This is a genomic window from Lysobacter sp. ESA13C, from assembly GCF_019970005.1.
Taxonomy (GTDB): Bacteria; Pseudomonadota; Gammaproteobacteria; order Xanthomonadales; family Xanthomonadaceae; genus Lysobacter; species Lysobacter antibioticus_B.
Genome location: NZ_JAHXYK010000001.1, coordinates 390577 through 408249, shown reverse-complemented (window position 1 = coordinate 408249; position 17673 = coordinate 390577). Strand labels below are relative to the sequence as shown.

Sequence of the window (17673 nt, the reverse complement as noted above, 5' to 3'; positions counted from 1 at the left end):
TCGCCTTCGTCCGGAACACAGCGGGAGCCGCGCGCCTCGATCCATGGCCAGCACCGCCGCCACCGCCGCGACGCCTTCCGCCTCCGCGCCACCGGCCGGGCCGCCCGCAGCGCCGCTGCCGATGTCGCGCTGGCGCATCGCCGGCTTCGTTTCGATCTCGCTGCTGCTGGGCCTGACCCAGAGCCTGGGCATGAACCTGGTCGCCTCGAACCTGCAGCAAGTGCAGGGCGCGCTCGGCGCGACCAGCGCCGAAGCGACCTGGCTGCTCACCGCCTATTTCGCCACCAACATCCCGGCCAGCCTGCTGCTGACCAAGTTCCGCCTGCATTACGGCCTGCGCCTGTTCGCCGATCTGGGCATCGGCCTGTTCGTGGTCGCCGCGGTCGTGCATCTGCTCGCCAACGATCTCGACTCGGCGATCGCCGCGCGCGCGGCGCTGGGCATCGCTGCGGCGCCGTTGAGTTCGCTGACCGTGCTGTACATGGCCGAGGTCTTCGACGGGCCGAAGAAAGTGCTCGGGCTGATGTTCGGCTTCGCCGCGCTGCAGACCGGCGCGCCGCTGTCGCGGATCATCGCCGAACCGCTGCTGCTCAACGCGCAGTGGCATGGCATCGTGATCTTCGAACTCGGCCTGGCCCTGGCCTGCCTGGCCGCGATCAACCTGCTGCGGGTCACGCCGGTGCCGCGCCAGCCGATGTTCGACCGCCTCGACATCGCCAGCTTCCCGCTTTACGCCTCGGCCATCGCCCTGCTGTGCGTGGTGCTGACCCAGGGCCGGCTGCGCTGGTGGTTCGACACGCCCTGGCTCGGCGAGTGCCTGGTCGCGGCGGTGCTGTGCGGCGCCTTGTTCGTGGTGATCGAGATGAACCGCTCCAGGCCCATGGTCAACATCCGCTGGCTGTTGCACGGCGGCTACATGGTCAGGCTGGGCCTGGCGATCGTGCTCTCGCGCATGGTGCTGTCGGAGCAATCGGTCGGCGCAGTCGGCCTGCTCAACGTGCTGGGTCTGAACAACGAGCAGATGCATACGCTGTTCTGGCTGGTGTTGGCCGGCACCGTGGCCGGCTTCGTCGTCACCCTGCCGTTCCTGCCGAAGCAGCGTTTCGACATGCTCGGCCTGATCGCGGTCGGCCTGGTCGGCATCTGCGCCTGGTTCGATTCGTACGCGACCAACCTGACCCGGCCGGCGAATTTCTACATCACCCAGACCCTGATCGCGATGGCCGCCTCGATGTTCCTGGCCAGCTCGATCCTGCTCGCCCTGGTGCGGGTGGTCGCCGACGGCGTGCGCAACCTGGTCACCTTCATCGTCTTGTTCAGCACCACCAACGCACTCGGCGGCCTGCTCGGTTCGGCGGTGTTAGGTACCTATCTGAGCCAGCGCCAGACCGCGCATTATCAACATCTGACCCAGTCGCTGACCCTCGGCGATCCGCAGGTGGTGCTGCGCACCCAACAACTCGGCGGCGCGGTCGCGCGCGTGGTCGGCGACAACGCCGCGCGCGGCAACCAGGCGCTGACCTCGCTGAGCCAGCAGGTCGCGCGCGAGTCCTGGGTGCTGGCCTACAACGACGTGTTCCTGGCCGTGGCCTGGCTCGCGCTCGGTGTGCTGGTCTGGGTGCTGCTGCTGAAGTGGCATCTGTGGCGGCGCGGCCACACCGTGGTGAGCTTCGCTTCGCAGGTGCCGGGTCCGTTCGGTCCGCCGGCCGCGGCGGCGCCCGCAGCCGTCCAGGACGAACGTCGCGACACGCCGGGCGAAGCCGCCGCGCTTCCCGCTTCCTCTCCCGTTCCCGCTACCTGATCCGAAGGACGCCCCATGCCGCTGAAGACGCCCTTCAAATCCAAGGCCACCGTGCCGGTCGTCGCGATCGCCGTCGTCGGCGTGTTGCTGATCCTCTACGCCTGGCGGCTATGGCCGTTCTCGAGCGCGCGCCAGACCACCGAGAACGCCTACGTGCGCGGCAGCGTCACCGTGATCGCGCCCAAGGTCGACGGCTATGTCGCCCAAGTGCGGGTGCAGGACTACATGCAGGTGCGCGCCGGGCAGGTGCTGGTCGAACTCGACGACCGCAACTACCGCCAACGCCTCGACCAGGCGCGCGCCAATCTCGCCGCGCAGCAGGCCAACCTGTCCAACTCGACCCAGGCCCGGCGCGTGCGCGAGGCCGCGGTCGCCAACGTCGAGGCCCAGCTCAAGGCCGCGCAGGCGAACCTCGCCCGCGCCCAGGCCGACATGCGCCGCGCCAGCGCCCTGGTCGGCGACGGCTCGCTGTCGCTGCGCGAACGCGACCAGACCCTGGCGGCGCTGCGCCAGGCCGAGGCCGCACTCGGGCAGGCCCAGGCCGGGCGCCGCTCCGCCGACGAGGACGTACGCTCGGTGATCGTCAACCGCGACGCGCTGACCGCCGCGGTCGCCAACGCCCAGGCCGCGGTGCAGTTGGCCGAGATCGACCTGGCCAACACCCGTATCCACGCGCCGCAGGCCGGCCAGCTCGGCGAGATCGGCGTGCGCCTGGGCCAGTACGTCACCCCCGGCACGCAGTTGATGCAACTGGTGCCGCAGCGGGTCTGGGTGGTCGCCAACTTCAAGGAATCGCAGACCGCGCGCATCCGCGCCGGGCAGGCCGCGAGTTTCCGCGTCGACGCGCTCGACGGCGCGGTGCTGCGCGGCCGGGTCGAGCGTCTGTCGCCGGCGACCGGTTCGGAATTCAGCGTGATCAAGACCGACAACGCCACCGGCAACTTCACCAAGGTCGCGCAGCGGCTGCCGGTGCGGATCGCGATCGACCCGGACCAGCCGATGGCGGCGCGCCTGCGCCCCGGCATGTCGGTCGAGGCGACGGTGGATACGGCGAGCGAGATCGACGAAGACGCCGTGCGTCGCGCCGAACAGGCTGCCGCGGCCAATGCGGCGCGCGATGCCGCGGTGCCGGTGGTCGCGAACCCTGCGCACGGCGCAAGCGAGCGAGGCCCCGATCAGCGCCCGCCCGCCGCGGCCGAGTCGCAAGGCGACCAGGGCACGACCCGATGAGGTCGACCCGCATCGTCTGGCGCATCGCCGCGATCGCCTTGGCGACGTGCACGCTCGCGGCCTGCGTGAGCGTCGCGCCGCCGCCGAGCTTCGCCGAGCCGCCGCCGGCCTGGCGCGATGCGCCGGGCGCCGGTGTCGCCGTGCAACGCGATTGGTGGCGCGGCTACAACGATCCGGTGCTCGGCGAACTGGTCGAACGCGCGCTCGCCGACAACACCGACCTGCGCCTGGCCGCGGCCCGCGTCGCCGAGGCGCGCGCCCTGCTCGATGCGCAAGGCGCGGTGCGATGGCCGACCCTGGATTTCTCGATGAGCGCGCAACGCGCGCGCAGCGTCGGCGCAGCGACCGGCCGCGCCAACCTTTCCAGCGTGACCCAGCCGCAGTTCCAGGCCGCCTACGAGGTCGATCTGTGGGGCCGCCTGGATGCGCTGACCGACGCCGCCCGCGCCAATCTGCTCGCCAACGAAACTGCCGCCGACAGCGTACGGCTCAGCGTTGCCGCGGCGGTGGCCTCGGCCTATCTGGGCTTGCGTGCGAGCGATGCGCGGCTCGAAGTCGCGCAGCGCACGCTGGCCTCGCGCGCCGGCGCGCGTAACGTCGCCCAGCGCCGTTTCGACACCGGCTACAGCTCGCGCCTGGAGCTGAGCCAGGCCGAGGCCGAGTACCGCGCCACCGCTCAGGTCGTGCCGCAGTTGCGGCTCGCGATCCGACGCCAAGAGGACGCCCTGTCGGTGCTGCTCGGCCGCGCACCCGAAGCGGTGCCGCGCGGCCGCGCGCTGACCGAGATCGCCGCGCCGGCGCTGCCGTCGGCTGGCGTGCCTTCGCAATTGCTGCGGCGCCGTCCCGACATCGCCCAGGGCGAGGCGCAGATCGCCGCGGCCGACGCCAACCTGGCGGCGGCGCGCGCGCAATTGCTGCCGTCGCTGCGCCTCACCGGCTCGCTCGGCAGCCTCGAATCGAGCCTGCTGCATGGCGACCCGATCCGCCTGTGGAGCGTCGGCGGCAGCGTGCTGGCGCCGTTGTTCAACGGCGGCCGCCTGCGCGCGCAAGTGCAGGCCGGCGCCGCGCGCCGCGACCAGGCCGTGCTCGCCTATCGCAAGACCGTGCTGACCGCGTTCGCCGAAGTCGAGGATGCCTTGGCCGCGATCCGTTACCTGCACGAACAGCGCGATCAGGCCGAGCAACAGCGGGCCGCCTTGAGCGAAGCGCTGCGCATCGCCCACAACCGCTACAACGAAGGCTATGCCTCGTACCTGGAGGAGCTCGACGCGCAACGCAACCTGTTCAACGCCGAGTTGACAGTGTTGCAGCTGCAGGGCGAGGCGCTGACCGCCGAGGTCAACCTGTACAAGGCCCTGGGCGGCGGTTGGGAAGGGGGAGAGCGGTGAGGTTGCTGTGTTCCAGTTGATTAGCCGTGCTGGTCTCCCTCTTCCGTTTTACCGGAGAGGGAGTTGATCGCCGCATCCCTCAAGCCCGCAACAACTCCGCATGCGCCAGCTCGATCGCGGCGAACTCCTTGTCCGGCGACTCCTCGTCCATCAGATACCAAGCGGCCGACAGGCCGGTGAAGGCGACAATCCATTGCAGTAAGCGGCGGCGCTCCAGGCGTGCAGCTTCAGCGACCAGATCGACACGGCGCAGCAGCCGGCCCGGCGCCAGGGCGGTCTCTTCGTCGGGGTCGGTGAACAGACAGGCGAAATCGAAACCGCGCTCGCCGATCAGGCGTTTGGGATCGATCGCGACCCAGCCGCGCGCGCCGGCGTCGAGCACGTTCTCGTGGTGCAGGTCGCCGTGCAACGGCACGATCTCGCGCGGTTCGGCCAGCAATTCGCAGGCAGCGCTCCAGGCCAGTGCGAGCGCGCCGCCATGGCTGTTCGCGTACGGTTCGAGTTCGGCGAACCAGGGCTGCAGGCCGAGCAGATGCGGCGGTGGCGGCGCCGCGCGCGGCGCATGCAGGCGCGCGGCGGTCGTGCACAGGATGCGGGTGGCATCGTCGTCGCGGCCGTTGCGGGCCATGTGCTTGAGCGAGCGCGCGCCGCTGGCGCGTTCGAGCAGCAGGGCGTCGTCGTCCCAGGCGAGCACGCGGGCGGCGCCGTCGCCGTCCCACCAACGCATCATCGCCGCGCCGTAGCGCTCTTCGGGTTCGCGCGGAATCTTCAGCATGGCCGGCGTGTCGCGGTAGCGCACCGGCAATAGGTCGCTGCTGTGGGTGTGGATCGGGGCGCCGTCGGGGATCAGGCTCCACTGGGCGAGATGCTGGTCGAAGGGCGTCATGCAGCACGAAGGCGGAGTCGGCGTTCGTATCGATATCGGGATCGCCGCGGTCGATGCAAGCGGCGCCATCGCCGCGCGCGACCGGCGGCGGCGAAACAACAGGAAAGGTAAAGTCGTCGCACGCGGCGACGGCGAGCGCCCGGGCTACTTCGCCTCGTCGGCGGTCTCGACGTCCTGGGCGGCGGCTTCTTCGCGCTCCTTCAGCACCAGCGCCGCTTCGGCGTCGGCGGCGACGCGATGACGCAGCGATTTGCAGCGTTCGATGCCGGCATCGGTAAGGTGCACTTCGTCGCCTTCGCCGGCTTCGGCCAGACCGGATTCGACCAGCCGATCGCGCAAGGCACCGGAATGATTTTCCGGCGCATGCCCTTGGTCGATGCGCTGAAGCACATTAAGCAAAGCCAGCTCTTCCAGGCTGATCGGGTCCACGGTGAGGCTCCACAACGACTGCGCGCACTATGCCACGGACGAGCGCGGCGCAAATGACCGCGTCCTGCCGCGTGCGTGCTGCAAGCTGACGCATTCAGCCCGCGCTGCGGGGCCGCGGGCGGGCCGTATCGGTATGCGATCGCGCGATCCGGTCGCGCCAGGCCCGAGACGGGCGCAAAAAAGCCGGCGCGGAAAGGCGGGCCCAAAAAAGAACGCCGCCCGAGGGCGGCGTCCGGCAGTACGCGATGCGGCGGCCCAGGGCGCGCCGCATCTCGCGGCATCAGGCCGCAGCGTCCTTCAGCTTCTTCAGCGGACGGACCTTGACCTTCACCGTGGCCGGCTTGGCGGCGAACCACTGCTCTTCCTTGGTGAACGGGTTGATGCCCTTGCGCTTCGGCTTGGCCGGCACGTTGACGGCGGTGATCTTCAGAATGCCCGGCAGGGTGAACGCGCCGGCGCCCTTCTTGTTGATCGAGGCGTGGACCGCGCCTTCGAGCGCGCCGAGCACGGAGCGGATGTCCTTGGCGACGACACCGGTGACTTCAGCCAGGTGTGCGACCAGGCCCGACTTGCTCAGCACTTCCTTGATCGGCTTCGGAGCAGCCGTCTTGGCGGCGGACTTCGCAGCGGCCTTCGGAGCGGCCTTCTTCTTTGCAGCGGTTTTTTTCGTAGCCATAGTTTTTTCCGGTAGCACTCGTTGAATGGATGGGTTGCCTGGATAACCCCTCGGCATGGCGGAATGTAGGGCAAGCCCGACGCGCCGCCAAGAGTTTTCGATGCAAATAGTGGCTGTTTTTCAGACGCGCGCCCCGGATGGCCCGTGCCGATGCGACAAAATCCCTTGCGAATGAGGGGTTTTGCGCGCCCCTCGATGTTTCGCGCCGCTCGTCGCTTCGAGCGAAAAGCCCTGCAAAACACGGCTCGAACGGGTTCCTGCGGCATCGCAGCGACGGTTTGCGCGACGCGCGGCGCGAATCTGTGACGCAATCCGGCGCCGTCGTCGCGATGTCGCAATGCGGTTCAGTCGCCGTGCGGTTGCCGGCGCTCCGCGCGCGCGACTTGCGCGGTCGTTGCGACGCCGGCAATGTGCCAGTGCCGGCGCCGCGTTGTGGATAACACCGGCGGCTCAGCCCCGGTGTTCGAGCGCCAGGTATTCGGCCGACTGCATTTCGATCAGGCGCGAGGCGGTACGCTCGAAGGCGCCACCGAGGCGGTGGCCGCGGTACAGCCCGGTCGGCGCGTCGGCCGCGGTGCAGACCAGGTTGACGTGGCGGTCGTAGAACTCGTCGATCAGGTTAATGAAACGCCGCGCCGGGTCGTCGTTGCGGCCGTCGAACACGGGGATGCCGCCGACCAGCACGGTGTGGCACTCGGTCGCGATCTCGATGTAGTCGCCGGCCGCGCGCGGGCCTTCGCACAGCGCGGCGAAGTCGAACCAGGCGTGGCCGTCGGCCAGCGCGCGCACCGGGATGTCGCGGCCGTCGATGCGCAGCGGCCCGGTTTCGGCGATGCAGGCCGCGGTCAGCTCCTTCCAGCGTCCGCCCAGCCAGGCGTCGGATTCGGCATCGAGCGGGGCGCGGTACACCGGCGAGCGGGTCAGCGCGCGCAGACGGTAGTCCTGCTGGCTGTCGAGCAGCAGCACCTCGCAGTGGCGCTGGATCAGCTCGATGGCGGGCTTGAAGCGCTCGCGCTGCAGGCCATCGGCATACAGGTTAGGCGGCGCGGTGTTGGAGGTCGTCACCAGGGTCACGCCCTCGGCGAACAGGCGGTCGAGCAGGCGCCCGAGCAGCATCGCATCGCCGATGTCGATGACGAAGAACTCGTCCAGCACCAGCACCCGCAGCTGCGAGCGCCATTGCCGAGCGATCTTCGCCAAGGGGTCGCTCTCGCCGGCGTGGGCGCGCAGCTGGGCGTGGACCTCGCGCATGAAGCGGTGGAAATGGGTGCGGCGCTTCTCGTGGATCGGCAGCTGTTCGTAGAACAGGTCGATCAGGAAGGTCTTGCCGCGGCCGACGCCGCCCCACAGGTACAGCCCGCGCACGCCGTCGCGCGGCTTGCCGCGCAGGCGATCGAACAGGCCGTGCGAGGGTGGGGCGAGCACGCCGGCATGGATGCGGTCGAGTTCGCGCAGGGCCGGGCGCTGCGCCGGATCTTCGCTCCAGTCGCCGCGCGCGACGCCCTCGGCATAGGCCTGGGAAGGGGTCTTGCCGGTCATCGCGAACGCTGCCTCCGATGGTCGCGGCGCGGTGCCATCGGCAACGGCGACGCGCAGCCGGGCCGCCGCCCGAGGTTCAGGGCCAGTGGCAGCATAGACATACCTCTCAGGACAGGTCCGGGGCGATTTCCGGCGGCAGGTGGGCGCGCACGCCGTGCTTGATCGCACCGCGCAGGTCGATCAGGCGGCGGTGGAAGAAGTGGCCGGTGTCGGGCATGCGCACCAGTTCGGGCGGTTGGCGCAGGCTTTCGATCCAGGCGTAGACGGCGTTGGGATCGACGATCTCGTCGGCCTCGCCCTGGATCACCAGCCAGGGATAACCGCTCGGCGGTGCGATGCGGTCGAAGTCCCAGCGCCCGGCCGGCGGCGCGATCGAGATCAGCAGCTTGGGCTGCAATTCGTCGGCCATACGCAGCGAGACATAGGCGCCGAAGCTGAAACCGGCCAGCCACAGCTGGGCGTCCGGGCGCGTCGCACGCACCCAGGCGGCGACCGCGCGCAGGTCCTCGCATTCGCCTTCGCCCTCGTCGAACTCGCCTTCGGAGCCGCCGACGCCGCGGAAATTGAATCGCACCGTGGCCGCGCCGGACTCGCGCAGGGCGCGCGCGGCCATGGTCACGACCTTGTTGTGCATGGTGCCGCCTTCGGTCGGCAACGGATGGCAGACGATCGCCACGATCGGCCGCGGCGCGGTCTCGGCGGCCTCGACGATCATCTCGATCGCGCCGGCCGGACCGGGCAGGGTCATCGTCGTGGAGGCGTCGCTGGGAAAGGCGGGAATGCTCATGCGCTCATGATACGGGGCGCTGTGAGCGGGGTGTTACGCCTGTGTGTGTGGCGGTATACGGCGGTGTCGGCGCAGGCGTCAGCGCGGCATCAGCTCGAAACCGAGCAGCACCGGATCGTGATCGGAGCTGCGCCACGGACCGGTGCCGCCGGCGCGATAACCGGCGCTCTCGGGTTCGTCGGCGTTGCTGTGCCACTCGGCCGCGCCGCGCAGGCGCGCGGCCAGCGCCGGCGACAGCAAGGCATGGTCGAGGCGGCCGAGTTCGCCCTGGTAGACATAGCTGTACGGTGCCTCGTCCTTCGCCACCGCGAAGGCGTCCTGCCAGCCGGCCGCGTACAACTCGCGCAGCGGTTGCTCCTGTGCATGCGCATTGAGGTCGCCGACGATCATGCTCAGCGCGCTGCCGCTCGCGGTCGGGTCGGTCTTGAGCCAGGCGTCGAGGCGTCGCGCCGATTCGCTGCGCGAAGCGTTCCAGCACGAAGCGCCGTCGCCCTGGTCGCGGTCGGCGCCGGCGGCGTTCTTGCCGCAGCCCTTGGACTTGAAGTGGTTGGCGACGACCACGAAGGTCGGGCCCGGCGTGCGGTCGCGGCCGATCGCGGCGAAGGCCTGGGCCATCGGCACGCGCGCGAGCGGGCCGAACGGTCCTTGTTCCAGCGTTGCGGCGAGACCGCGCGCGGCCACGCGCGCGCCGCGGTAGATCAGGCCGACCCGGATCGCGTCGCTGCCCGGCCCGCGCTGCTGCGCGGCGCAGGGTTGCTTGCACGGCGCGGCATAGCGCCAGTCCTGGGCGCCGCCGTTCGCGGCATCGGCGCGGTCGAGCGCGGCGACGAGTTCGGCCAGGGTCGACTCGGGGCCGTAGCCGTCGTTCTCCAGTTCCATCAACGCCGCGACGTCGGGATCGAGGGCGTGGATGGTGGCGACGAGCTTGGCCAACTGCGCCTGGTATTCGGCCGGGGTGCGTGCGCCGCGCGGGGTCGGAAAGCCTGCGCCGCGGCCGTCGCCGTTGAACAGGTTTTCCAGATTGAAGGCGGAGATGCGCAGGTCGCCGGCGACCTTGGGCGGCTGCGGACGCGGCGCGGCCTGCACGGTCGGCGGCGCGGTCAAGCGCAGGCCGTGGCCGCCGTCGATCGGCACCGCCACACCTTCGACCGCGTCGAGGCGGCTGCCGCTGCGCGCGGCGAACGCGGCCGCGGTCAGGGTGGCGGCGTCGCCGCCGAGCACGAGGCGGCGGCGTTGGTTGTCGGCGGCGATGGCGCGTGCGGCGTCGCTGCCGGGCACGGCGCGTTCGCCGGGTTGCCACATCGGGCCGTCGAAGGAGGCGGTGACGGTGCCGCGTTCGCCGTCGCGTTCGGCTAGGGTCAGCGGCGCGGCGATGCGCACGCGCATGCCTTCGAGGCGGCGCCAATCCGGGGCCTCGGCGATCGCTACCGCGGCCGGCAGGCGCATGGCCTTGCGGCGCGCGAGCGGTTCGATATGTCCGGCCTCGATCGCGGTGAGCCGGCCCTGTTTGGCGAGTGCCCCCTCGTAGACGCGCCCGCTGACCCGCAGCGCTTGTCCGGGCGTCAGTGCGGCGGTCTGGGCGCCGGTGATCCAGATCGCGTCGGAGGTGGCGGCATCGCCGTCGCCGCCGTCCTGCAACAACCAGCCCGGGGCGCCGTCGGCTGCGGGCAGGGCCGCGGTGACGATGCCTTCGACGGTCGCCTCGCGATCGAGCCAGGGGCTGCCCGCGGCCGAGCCCTGGATCTCGCCGATGGCCAGCGCACCGGCGCCGCGTTGCAGATGCGGCGCGCTCGCGCAGGCCGCCAGCAGCAGGCAGGGCGCGAAGGCGAGGGCGGGGCGGAATCGCGTCATGGCGGGCTCGGCGGCGGCGGGAGCGGCCATTATCGGCAGCGCACCGGTGTCGCGTCGTGTGCCATCGGGCCGCAGCCTTTGCCGTGGCCCTTGCCGAAGCCGGCGCGCCGGGAGCGCAAACGCAAACGCCGCCCGAAGGCGGCGTCTGGCAAACCTGCGCGAGCGCGGCTTACTTGATGTTTTCGAGCATCCAGTCGACGGTCGAGGCGACCTGCTCGTTGGTCAGAGCCGGGTTGCCGCCCTTCGGCGGCATGATGCCGGCGCTGCCGGTGAAGCCTTCGATCGCGTGCTTGTGCAGGGTGTCCTTGCCCTGGGCGATGCGCGCCGACCAGTGCGCCGCGTCCATCGTCGGAGCGCCGCCGGCGCCGGACTTGTGACAGCCCGCGCACAGGCTGTCGAAGATGACCTTGCCGTCCAGGGTGCCGCCGTAGGCGACTTGCGAAGCGGCCTTGGCGGCCGCCGCGGCGACCGCGGCCTGCTGCGAGGCGGCGCCGGTCGCGCCGGCATAGACCGCGCCGACCGGACCGATGCGGTTCTCGGTGCGCTTGGCCGCCCTGGGGTCGACTTCCTGCGGCAACTGGTGGTGGACGAAGTAGGCCGCGATCATCAGGCCGAGAGTCACCAGCATCAGAAAGCCGATCACCATCGAGAATTTCTTCAGGAATTCGAGGTCGTAATTGCGCACGATCCACCTATTGCGTGCCCCCGTTCGGGTGCACTAAAGCCATCGACGTGGCCGCACCGGGGATCGGCGCGGCCGCTGCACGGGACCCGCCGAGACGACCCCGCCGGCCTTCTGCCATCGAATGCAGGGCCGCGGGCCGGGAATGCCGGTCGGGTAGTTCCGCCGGACAGTTTATCTCACTCCGGGCCGCGCGGGCTTGCCGTGCGCCCCAGTAACGTCGTCGGCGCGCCGGCCGGGACCTGTGCGCCTTGCGCCGGTCACCGCTCGCCCCTATAACCTGCACGATCCACGAGCACGGTCACGGACGATGATCGCAGGGCCAGGGACGGGCAGCCGCCCGCCTCCTTCGTCGCCCGCGACCCGGACGCTCCCCGCGCAAGCCTTATCTTCCGCGCCGCCTTTACCTTCAAGGACCGCCCTAATGTCCCGTTGGACCACGCAAGAACTGTTGACCCGACTGGCCGCCTCGTTCGGCGGCGAAAACGTCGAAGAAGTGCCGACCGCCGATGGCGCGATCCAGGTGACCCTGCCCGAAAGCGGCGACCTGGGCGTCACCATCGCCCTGACCGACCGCGAGATCTTCGTCTCCACGCCGCTGGTCGAAGCCGCCCAGGTCGCCGACGCGGCCGGCTTCAACGAGGCCTGCCTGCGCCTGAATCCGGTCAACCCGCTGTCCAACCTCGGTCTGACCACGATCAACGAGCGCGACGTCTACATCGTTTTCGGCGAGATGGCGCCCGATTCCACCGCCGAGCAGATCGAACTCGAAATCCGCACCCTGGCCGACAACGCGATCGACGCGGTGGAAGCCCTCAAGTCCTTTCTGGTGACCGCATGAGCCTGCTGCAGAAAATCCTGACCCTGTTCCGCGGCACCGCCCACGAGGCCGGTCAGGCCGTGGTCGACGCCAACGCGCTGAAGATCCTCGACCAGGAGATCCGCGACGCCGGCAACGAGCTGATCCGCTCGAAGGAAGAGTTGACCAAGGTCATGGCCCAGCGCCAGCTGCAGGCCAACCGCAGCAAGGACCGCTTCGCCAAGAAGGCCGAGTACGAGACCTACATCGCCGGCGCCCTGCGCAAGGGCGACGAAGCGCTGGCGCGCGAAGTCGCCGAGCGCCTGGCCACGGTCGAGACCGACCTCAGGAACGACGAGCAGGCCATCGCCAGCTACGACGCCAGCATCACCCAGCTCAAGACCGCGATCACAGCGACCGAGCGCAAGCTGGCGCGGGTCAAGCAGCAGGTCGACACGGTCAAGGCCACCGAGGCCGTGCAGCGCGCCCAGACCGCGGTCGCCGCGCGCCACTCCGGCGCCACCGGCAAGGTCACCACCGCGCTGGATTCGCTGGAACGCATCCAGACCCGCCAGGCCGAACGCGGCGCCCGCCTGCAGGCGGCGGCGCAGCTCGAAGCCGAGAGCGGCGACGGCGATCTCAACGCCAAGCTGGCCAACGCCGGCCTGCTGCCGGAATCGGCCAGCGTCGACAACATCCTCGAGCGCTTCCGCGAGAAGCCGGTGCAGCAGCTCAGCCACGAGCCGCTGTCGCTGCCGGCGGTGGAAGTGAAGGACGCCGAGCACGTCGAGCGGAAGAACTGAGCAGGCGCTGCCGCTGCCGGGCATCGCTCGGCGGCGGTCGTTCTGGGTTCGGCGGCCGCTTGGCCATCACGCCATTCGACCGCGATAGGGTGGTGGGCGATGCTCCCGTTTTTTGCTCGTCATCCCCGCTTAGCGATGATTCGAGACTCTGTCGCGACAGGGCGGTCGATCTGTCGACCGCTCTGTTTTGCTCGTCATCCCCGCGTAGGCGGGGGTGAATGGATGTCGCTTGCGAGCCACTGGCTCGCGCATCCATGAACGCCAGGGCGTTGTGCGCCCTGGCCGGGCGGTAGAGATTTCAGGGGCTCTCGCACGAAAATCCGGTGGATCCTCCCGCCTTGGCGGGGAGTGACGGTTTGAATGCAGTCGGTTTCGGATCGTCATCCGCGCCTGGATGGGATGACGGCGTTAATGACACCATGCGGCACCCGGCGCCTCCCACACACGGACGTAACCCGCTGACATGATCGTAATCGGCAAGTTCTACCGCCTCATGCGCGGCCATTTGCGCCGCATCAGCTGGGGCGTGGTCGCGGCCGCGCTGGTCCTGCACATGACCGGCACCTGGCTGCTGCTGTCCTGGGCCGGCGAAGACAAGCTGCTGGGCTGGGACGCGTTCGTCTACTACTACATGACCACGGCCAGCACCATCGGCTACGGCGATCTGTCGCCGGGCAGCGCAGCCGGGCGCTACGTCGTCGCCCTGTTCGTGATGCCGGGCGCGGTCGCGCTGTTCGCCTCGGTGCTGGCCAAGACCAGCGCGAGCCTGCTGCATTTCTGGAAGCGCCATCAGGTGGGCAAGATGAGTTACGAGGACATGCAGGGCCATACCGTGCTGATCGGCTGGCACGGACGCGAGTCGGTGCGGCTGGTGCAGTTGTTGCTGGCCGACACCCACACCGACGACGAAGGCATCGTCCTGGTCGCCGAAGGACTGGCCGAGAACCCGTTGCCGGACCAGATCCGCTTCGTCTCCGCCGCCTCCTATGCCGATTGTGGCGAATACGCCCGCGCCGCGATCGGCGGCGCCGCACGCGTGATCGTCCATGCCGACAACGACGACCGCTCGCTGGCGGCGGTGTTCGCGGTGATGGCGCATCGCCCGGTTGCGCACGTGGTCGCCCACTTCGAGTCGGCCGCGGTCGCCGACCTGGTGCGCAGCCATTACCCGCACGTCGAATGCACGCGGCCCTTGCACGTCGACGTGATCGCGCGCGCCGTGCAGGACGCCGGCAGCTCGCTGGTCGCCGGCGAATGGCTGTCGAGCGGCGGCCCGACCCAATTCAGTTTGCCGGTGCCCGCCGACGCGCAGCCGCTGCTCGCCGGCAAACTCGCCGGCGCGTTCCGCAGCCAGTCGGCGCTGTGGATCGGCTTCCGCGACGGCCGCAGCGCGGCGCCGGTACTGAATCCGGCCGATCATGTCGAGATCGCGCCGGGCAGCGTGTTGTATTACCTTGCCGACGCACGCATCGACAGCCGCCGCGTGCCGTGGGCCTCGCTGGCGGTCACCTGAGAGAACGCAGATGGGTTGGTTGGACGGATTATTCGGCGGCAAGAAAACGCCCGCTTCGGCGCCGGCGCCGTTCGCGCACGAGTTGCCGCTGGGCCTGCGCATCAACGGCCGGGTCGCTTTCGACACGATGATGTTCCGCGCCCATCCGCAGGCGTGGAGTGTGCAGCTGCCCGAAGGCCACCAGGGCATTCCCTGCTACGGCCATATCGACCTGGGCGGCGGCCACGACCTGCACCGCTTCTATCTCGACGAAGACGGCTACCTGCAGATCAGCACCGCGAGCGGCCAGATCGAGGGCATCAAGGCCTTCGTGTTCCTGGAAACGGTCAACCCGGCGACCCAGGCCGAGTTCAAGCGCTTCATCGCCGAGCACCGCCATCTGGGCGCGGCGCAGATCGAGTACGCCGGCCGCACCTGGTACCGCGAGTTCGGCAACGAAGGCGCGGCCGAGAAAGTGCCGCCGGTGGTCTACGACGAGGTGCTGTACCGCCATGACCCGCCGCGCAAGGACGACGACCTGACCCATTACGCCATGCTGTACCGGCGCGATGTGGTCGAGCTGGACCGCGAGGAATTCCTCCTCGTCACCGCCGAAGACTACGGCCCCAACGAGTTCTGCGTGACCTATGCGATCGGCCTGGACCTGACCACCGCCGATCTCGACATCACCTGAGCCCGCCACCTCACCGCACGCCGCAAGGATCCCCATGGACGCCCCGATCACCGCTCACAGTTTCCTCAACTTCCTCGCCTACGCCGGCATCGGCATCGGCGTGCTGATCGCCGCGGCCGTGGCCGTGCTGCTGATCACCCCGCACCGCGAGCTGAGCCTGATCCGCGAAGGCAACACTGCCGCCGCGACCGCGTTCTCCGGCACCCTGATCGGCCTGGCCCTGCCGCTGCATTCGGCGATCTCCAACTCGGTCAGCCTGATCGACGCGGCGATCTGGGGCGCGGTGTCGGTGATCGTGCAGCTGTTCGCGTTCCTGCTGGCGCGCCTGGTCGCGCCCAAGCTGTCGCAGCAGATCACCCTCAACCAGACCGCCGCCGGCATCTTCTCGGCCGGCGTGTCGATCAGCGTCGGCCTGATCAACGCCGCCGCCATGACGCCGTGAGCGCCGCCATGACGCCCTCTACGAGCAAGCGATCGCGCAACCTCAAGCTGGTGTTGATGGCCGCGGCGGTGCCGGCGCTGCTGACCGGCTGCGAGGACGAACCCAGCGGCAAGGTCCTGACCTCGCTGGAAGAGTGCAAGGTGCAGACCGAGATCGCGCCGGCGGAATGCGAGGCGGCCTATTACAAGGCCCTGGTCGAGCACGAAAAGTTGGCGCCGCGCTTCGAGAGCGAGCGCGAGTGCAACGAACAGTTCGGTGCCTGCCAGTCGGCGCCGGCCAACCCGACCGGCGGCAGCCACAGCTACATGCCGTCGATGTCGGGTTTCCTGATCGGCTACGCCCTGTCGCAGGCGATGCAGCCGCGCGGTTACTACGGCATCGGCGGGGTTTCGCCGTTGTACCGCGACTACCGCAGCGGCGGCTATCTGCGCCCCGGCGGCGAACGCGTCAGCAGCAACAGCGGCACCGTCTACGGCAAGTACGGCAACACCGCCTTGCCGACGCGCGCGGTCACCGTCTCGCGTTCGGGCTTCGGTTCCAGCGCCGCGGCGCGCGGCGGCTTCGGCGGCAGCAGCAGTCGCGGTGGCGGCGGCCGCGGCGGTTGAAGCCGGTCTCCAGCGCCCCCATCGATACGCAACCCGGCGGACTGCAGTCAGCATGAAACGCATCGCGGTAACGCCGCGCCCCGACTGGCGCGATCAGGCCCAGTCGCTGGGCTTCCATTTCCACACCATCGACGGCGCGCCGTACTGGGACGAGTCGGCGTACTACGCCTTCAGCCTGAAGCAGATCGAGGACGACCTCGAACAGCCGACCCAGGAACTGCACGACATGGCGATGGCCCTGGTCGACGAGGTCGCCGGGTCCGAGGAATTGCTCGCCCGCTTGGCGATCCCGCCGGCGTATTGGGATTGGATCGCCGATTCCTGGCGCCGTCGCGAGCCGCATTTGTACGGGCGCATGGACCTGGCCTACGACGGCACCGGCCCGGCCAAGCTCTACGAACTCAATTACGACACCCCGACTTCGCTGTACGAGGCCGCCTACTTCCAGTGGTTGTGGCTGGAGCAGAGTGTCGAACGCGGCGTGTTGGGGCCGAAGGCAGATCAATACAACCGCATCCAGGAACTGTTGATCGAGACCTTCGCGACCCTGGCGCGCGACCAGCGCATCGCCACGCCGGTGCATTTCGCCGCGGTCGAAGGCTCGGCCGAGGACCAGGGCACGGTGCGCTACCTGCGCGACTGCGCCGAGCAAGCCGGCGTGGAAACGCTGGAGCTCAGCATCGAAGGCATCGGCATCAGCGCCGAGGGTTGGTTCACCGACGGCGACGACCGGGTCATCCGCACCCTGTTCAAGCTGTATCCGCTGGAATGGATGTTCGTCGAGGAATACGGCTCCAAGCTCGCCGCCTCGCAGATGCAACTGATCGAGCCGGCCTGGAAGGCGATCCTCAGCAATAAAGGCGTGCTGCCGTTGTTGTGGCAGCGTCATCGCGGCCACCCGAACCTGCTCGAAGCGCATTTCGACGAGACCCCGGCGATCGCCTTGCCGCCGGGTTGGGTACGCAAGCCGCTGTTCTCGCGCGAAGGTGCCAACATCGAGCTGGTCACCGCCAGCGGCGAACGCCTCAGCAGCGACGGCCCGTATAGCGATGCGCCGACGATCCGCCAGGCCCATCACGCGCTGCCGCGTTTCGACGATGCGGCCGGCGCCGCCAACTACCCGCTGATCGGCAGTTGGGTCGTCGCCGACCAGGCCGCCGGCATCGGCCTGCGCGAAGACGCCGGCCCGATCACCCAGGACAGCTCGCGCTTCGTGCCGCACGCGATAGTCGACTGAAGCGAACTGCAACGAGCCTCGATGCCCGTTGCCGTTGCCGTTGCCGGAATGATTTTGCTGTTGCTGTGCGTAGCCGAGCGCTCGCGAAGGCCATCGAAGACCCGGAGGGCGGCCTGCATGGATGCAGGCCGTTTTTCATCGGGACAGGGATGTCCCGTATGTAGAGCCCTGCGTCGGCATCGAACGCGCGGGCTTGTGATTCAAAGAGAAGCAATTTTCTTTGGTTACCTTTGACCGAAGGGAATCCAGACGGACTTTTGTTGCTTATGACAAAAGAAAGTAACCCGCCGCTTTAGCGGCGGAAGCTCTTGGCGTTTGATCTTGCTCTTGCT

The 17673-nt window shown here is 69.3% G+C and carries 17 protein-coding genes; 10 read left to right on the top strand and 7 right to left on the bottom strand.

The window, feature by feature from the left end; genetic code table 11:
- The first annotated feature begins 43 nt into the window (after positions 1 to 43).
- The 3 genes from LC490_RS01900 to LC490_RS01890 are packed head-to-tail and all read left to right on the top strand — an operon-like array spanning position 44 to position 4419.
- Entirely contained in the window at positions 44 to 1801 is a 1758-nt protein-coding gene (locus LC490_RS01900) for an MFS transporter (RefSeq protein WP_081930973.1), read from the top strand.
- A 15-nt stretch (positions 1802 to 1816) separates the two neighbouring features.
- Positions 1817 to 3031, top strand: coding sequence for an HlyD family secretion protein (locus LC490_RS01895; RefSeq protein ID WP_223619113.1), 1215 nt, complete (start codon positions 1817 to 1819; stop codon positions 3029 to 3031).
- Complete coding sequence (locus LC490_RS01890) at positions 3028 to 4419, top strand: efflux transporter outer membrane subunit (RefSeq protein ID WP_223619112.1); 1392 nt, start codon at positions 3028 to 3030, stop codon at positions 4417 to 4419. The genes LC490_RS01895 and LC490_RS01890 overlap by 4 nt, the downstream gene beginning before the upstream one ends.
- Before the next feature lie 79 nt (positions 4420 to 4498).
- On the opposite strand, the gene LC490_RS01885 is transcribed toward LC490_RS01890, so the two are convergent.
- The 7 genes from LC490_RS01885 to LC490_RS01855 form a co-directional block, all read right to left on the bottom strand.
- Positions 4499 to 5305 carry an aminoglycoside phosphotransferase family protein gene (locus tag LC490_RS01885; protein WP_223619111.1) on the bottom strand — a complete coding sequence of 269 codons (807 nt, stop codon included), beginning with the start codon at positions 5303 to 5305 and terminating at the stop codon, positions 4499 to 4501.
- A 144-nt stretch (positions 5306 to 5449) separates the two neighbouring features.
- Positions 5450 to 5734: a hypothetical protein gene (locus tag LC490_RS01880; protein ID WP_152566266.1), complete on the bottom strand. Its 285-nt coding sequence runs from the start codon at positions 5732 to 5734 to the stop codon at positions 5450 to 5452.
- 280 nt (positions 5735 to 6014) lie between these two features.
- Entirely contained in the window at positions 6015 to 6410 is a 396-nt protein-coding gene (locus tag LC490_RS01875) for an HU family DNA-binding protein (protein WP_031372573.1), read from the bottom strand.
- Between the two features lie 450 nt (positions 6411 to 6860).
- Entirely contained in the window at positions 6861 to 7949 is a 1089-nt protein-coding gene (gene zapE, locus LC490_RS01870) for a cell division protein ZapE (RefSeq protein WP_223619110.1), read from the bottom strand.
- Positions 7950 to 8055: 106 nt separating this feature from the next.
- Positions 8056 to 8736 carry an alpha/beta fold hydrolase gene (locus LC490_RS01865; RefSeq protein WP_031372571.1) on the bottom strand — a complete coding sequence of 227 codons (681 nt, stop codon included), beginning with the start codon at positions 8734 to 8736 and terminating at the stop codon, positions 8056 to 8058.
- Positions 8737 to 8814: 78 nt separating this feature from the next.
- Positions 8815 to 10587, bottom strand: coding sequence for an ExeM/NucH family extracellular endonuclease (locus tag LC490_RS01860; protein ID WP_223619109.1), 1773 nt, complete (start codon positions 10585 to 10587; stop codon positions 8815 to 8817).
- 169 nt (positions 10588 to 10756) lie between these two features.
- Complete coding sequence (locus LC490_RS01855) at positions 10757 to 11272, bottom strand: c-type cytochrome (protein WP_031372569.1); 516 nt, start codon at positions 11270 to 11272, stop codon at positions 10757 to 10759.
- A gap of 421 nt (positions 11273 to 11693) precedes the next feature.
- On the opposite strand from LC490_RS01855, the gene LC490_RS01850 reads away from it, so the two are divergent.
- The 7 genes from LC490_RS01850 (at position 11694) to LC490_RS01820 (ending at position 17341) form a co-directional block, all read left to right on the top strand.
- Positions 11694 to 12110, top strand: a complete 417-nt coding sequence (locus LC490_RS01850; protein ID WP_031372568.1) for a DUF2170 family protein — start codon at positions 11694 to 11696, stop codon at positions 12108 to 12110.
- A complete protein-coding gene (locus tag LC490_RS01845; RefSeq protein WP_031372567.1) occupies positions 12107 to 12871 on the top strand; it encodes a PspA/IM30 family protein in 765 nt (254 codons plus the stop codon). The genes LC490_RS01850 and LC490_RS01845 overlap by 4 nt, the downstream gene beginning before the upstream one ends.
- Before the next feature lie 463 nt (positions 12872 to 13334).
- On the top strand, positions 13335 to 14384 hold the full coding sequence (locus LC490_RS01840) for a potassium channel family protein (RefSeq protein ID WP_031372566.1): 1050 nt from the start codon (positions 13335 to 13337) through the stop codon (positions 14382 to 14384).
- Between the two features lie 10 nt (positions 14385 to 14394).
- Complete coding sequence (locus LC490_RS01835; protein WP_255610580.1) at positions 14395 to 15057, top strand: DUF2491 family protein; 663 nt, start codon at positions 14395 to 14397, stop codon at positions 15055 to 15057.
- 34 nt (positions 15058 to 15091) lie between these two features.
- A complete protein-coding gene (locus LC490_RS01830) occupies positions 15092 to 15499 on the top strand; it encodes a DUF350 domain-containing protein (RefSeq protein ID WP_031372564.1) in 408 nt (135 codons plus the stop codon).
- Positions 15500 to 15507: 8 nt separating this feature from the next.
- A complete protein-coding gene (locus tag LC490_RS01825; RefSeq protein ID WP_031372563.1) occupies positions 15508 to 16104 on the top strand; it encodes a DUF1190 domain-containing protein in 597 nt (198 codons plus the stop codon).
- Positions 16105 to 16156: 52 nt separating this feature from the next.
- Entirely contained in the window at positions 16157 to 17341 is a 1185-nt protein-coding gene (locus LC490_RS01820) for a glutathionylspermidine synthase family protein (protein WP_223619108.1), read from the top strand.
- The last annotated feature ends 332 nt before the right edge of the window (positions 17342 to 17673 follow it).

Excerpts from the sequence above, each read along its gene's own strand:
- LC490_RS01900 (WP_081930973.1), top strand. The coding sequence starts at position 44 with ATGGCCAGCACCGCCGCCACCGCCGCGACGCCTTCCGCCTCCGCGCCA.
- LC490_RS01895 (WP_223619113.1), top strand. The coding sequence starts at position 1,817 with ATGCCGCTGAAGACGCCCTTCAAATCCAAGGCCACCGTGCCGGTCGTC.
- LC490_RS01890 (WP_223619112.1), top strand. The coding sequence starts at position 3,028 with ATGAGGTCGACCCGCATCGTCTGGCGCATCGCCGCGATCGCCTTGGCG.
- LC490_RS01885 (WP_223619111.1), bottom strand. The coding sequence starts at position 5,305 with ATGACGCCCTTCGACCAGCATCTCGCCCAGTGGAGCCTGATCCCCGAC.
- LC490_RS01875 (WP_031372573.1), bottom strand. The coding sequence starts at position 6,410 with ATGGCTACGAAAAAAACCGCTGCAAAGAAGAAGGCCGCTCCGAAGGCC.
- zapE (WP_223619110.1), bottom strand. The coding sequence starts at position 7,949 with ATGACCGGCAAGACCCCTTCCCAGGCCTATGCCGAGGGCGTCGCGCGC.
- LC490_RS01865 (WP_031372571.1), bottom strand. The coding sequence starts at position 8,736 with ATGAGCATTCCCGCCTTTCCCAGCGACGCCTCCACGACGATGACCCTG.
- LC490_RS01860 (WP_223619109.1), bottom strand. The coding sequence starts at position 10,587 with ATGACGCGATTCCGCCCCGCCCTCGCCTTCGCGCCCTGCCTGCTGCTG.
- LC490_RS01850 (WP_031372568.1), top strand. The coding sequence starts at position 11,694 with ATGTCCCGTTGGACCACGCAAGAACTGTTGACCCGACTGGCCGCCTCG.
- LC490_RS01845 (WP_031372567.1), top strand. The coding sequence starts at position 12,107 with ATGAGCCTGCTGCAGAAAATCCTGACCCTGTTCCGCGGCACCGCCCAC.
- LC490_RS01840 (WP_031372566.1), top strand. The coding sequence starts at position 13,335 with ATGATCGTAATCGGCAAGTTCTACCGCCTCATGCGCGGCCATTTGCGC.
- LC490_RS01835 (WP_255610580.1), top strand. The coding sequence starts at position 14,395 with ATGGGTTGGTTGGACGGATTATTCGGCGGCAAGAAAACGCCCGCTTCG.
- LC490_RS01830 (WP_031372564.1), top strand. The coding sequence starts at position 15,092 with ATGGACGCCCCGATCACCGCTCACAGTTTCCTCAACTTCCTCGCCTAC.
- LC490_RS01825 (WP_031372563.1), top strand. The coding sequence starts at position 15,508 with ATGACGCCCTCTACGAGCAAGCGATCGCGCAACCTCAAGCTGGTGTTG.
- LC490_RS01820 (WP_223619108.1), top strand. The coding sequence starts at position 16,157 with ATGAAACGCATCGCGGTAACGCCGCGCCCCGACTGGCGCGATCAGGCC.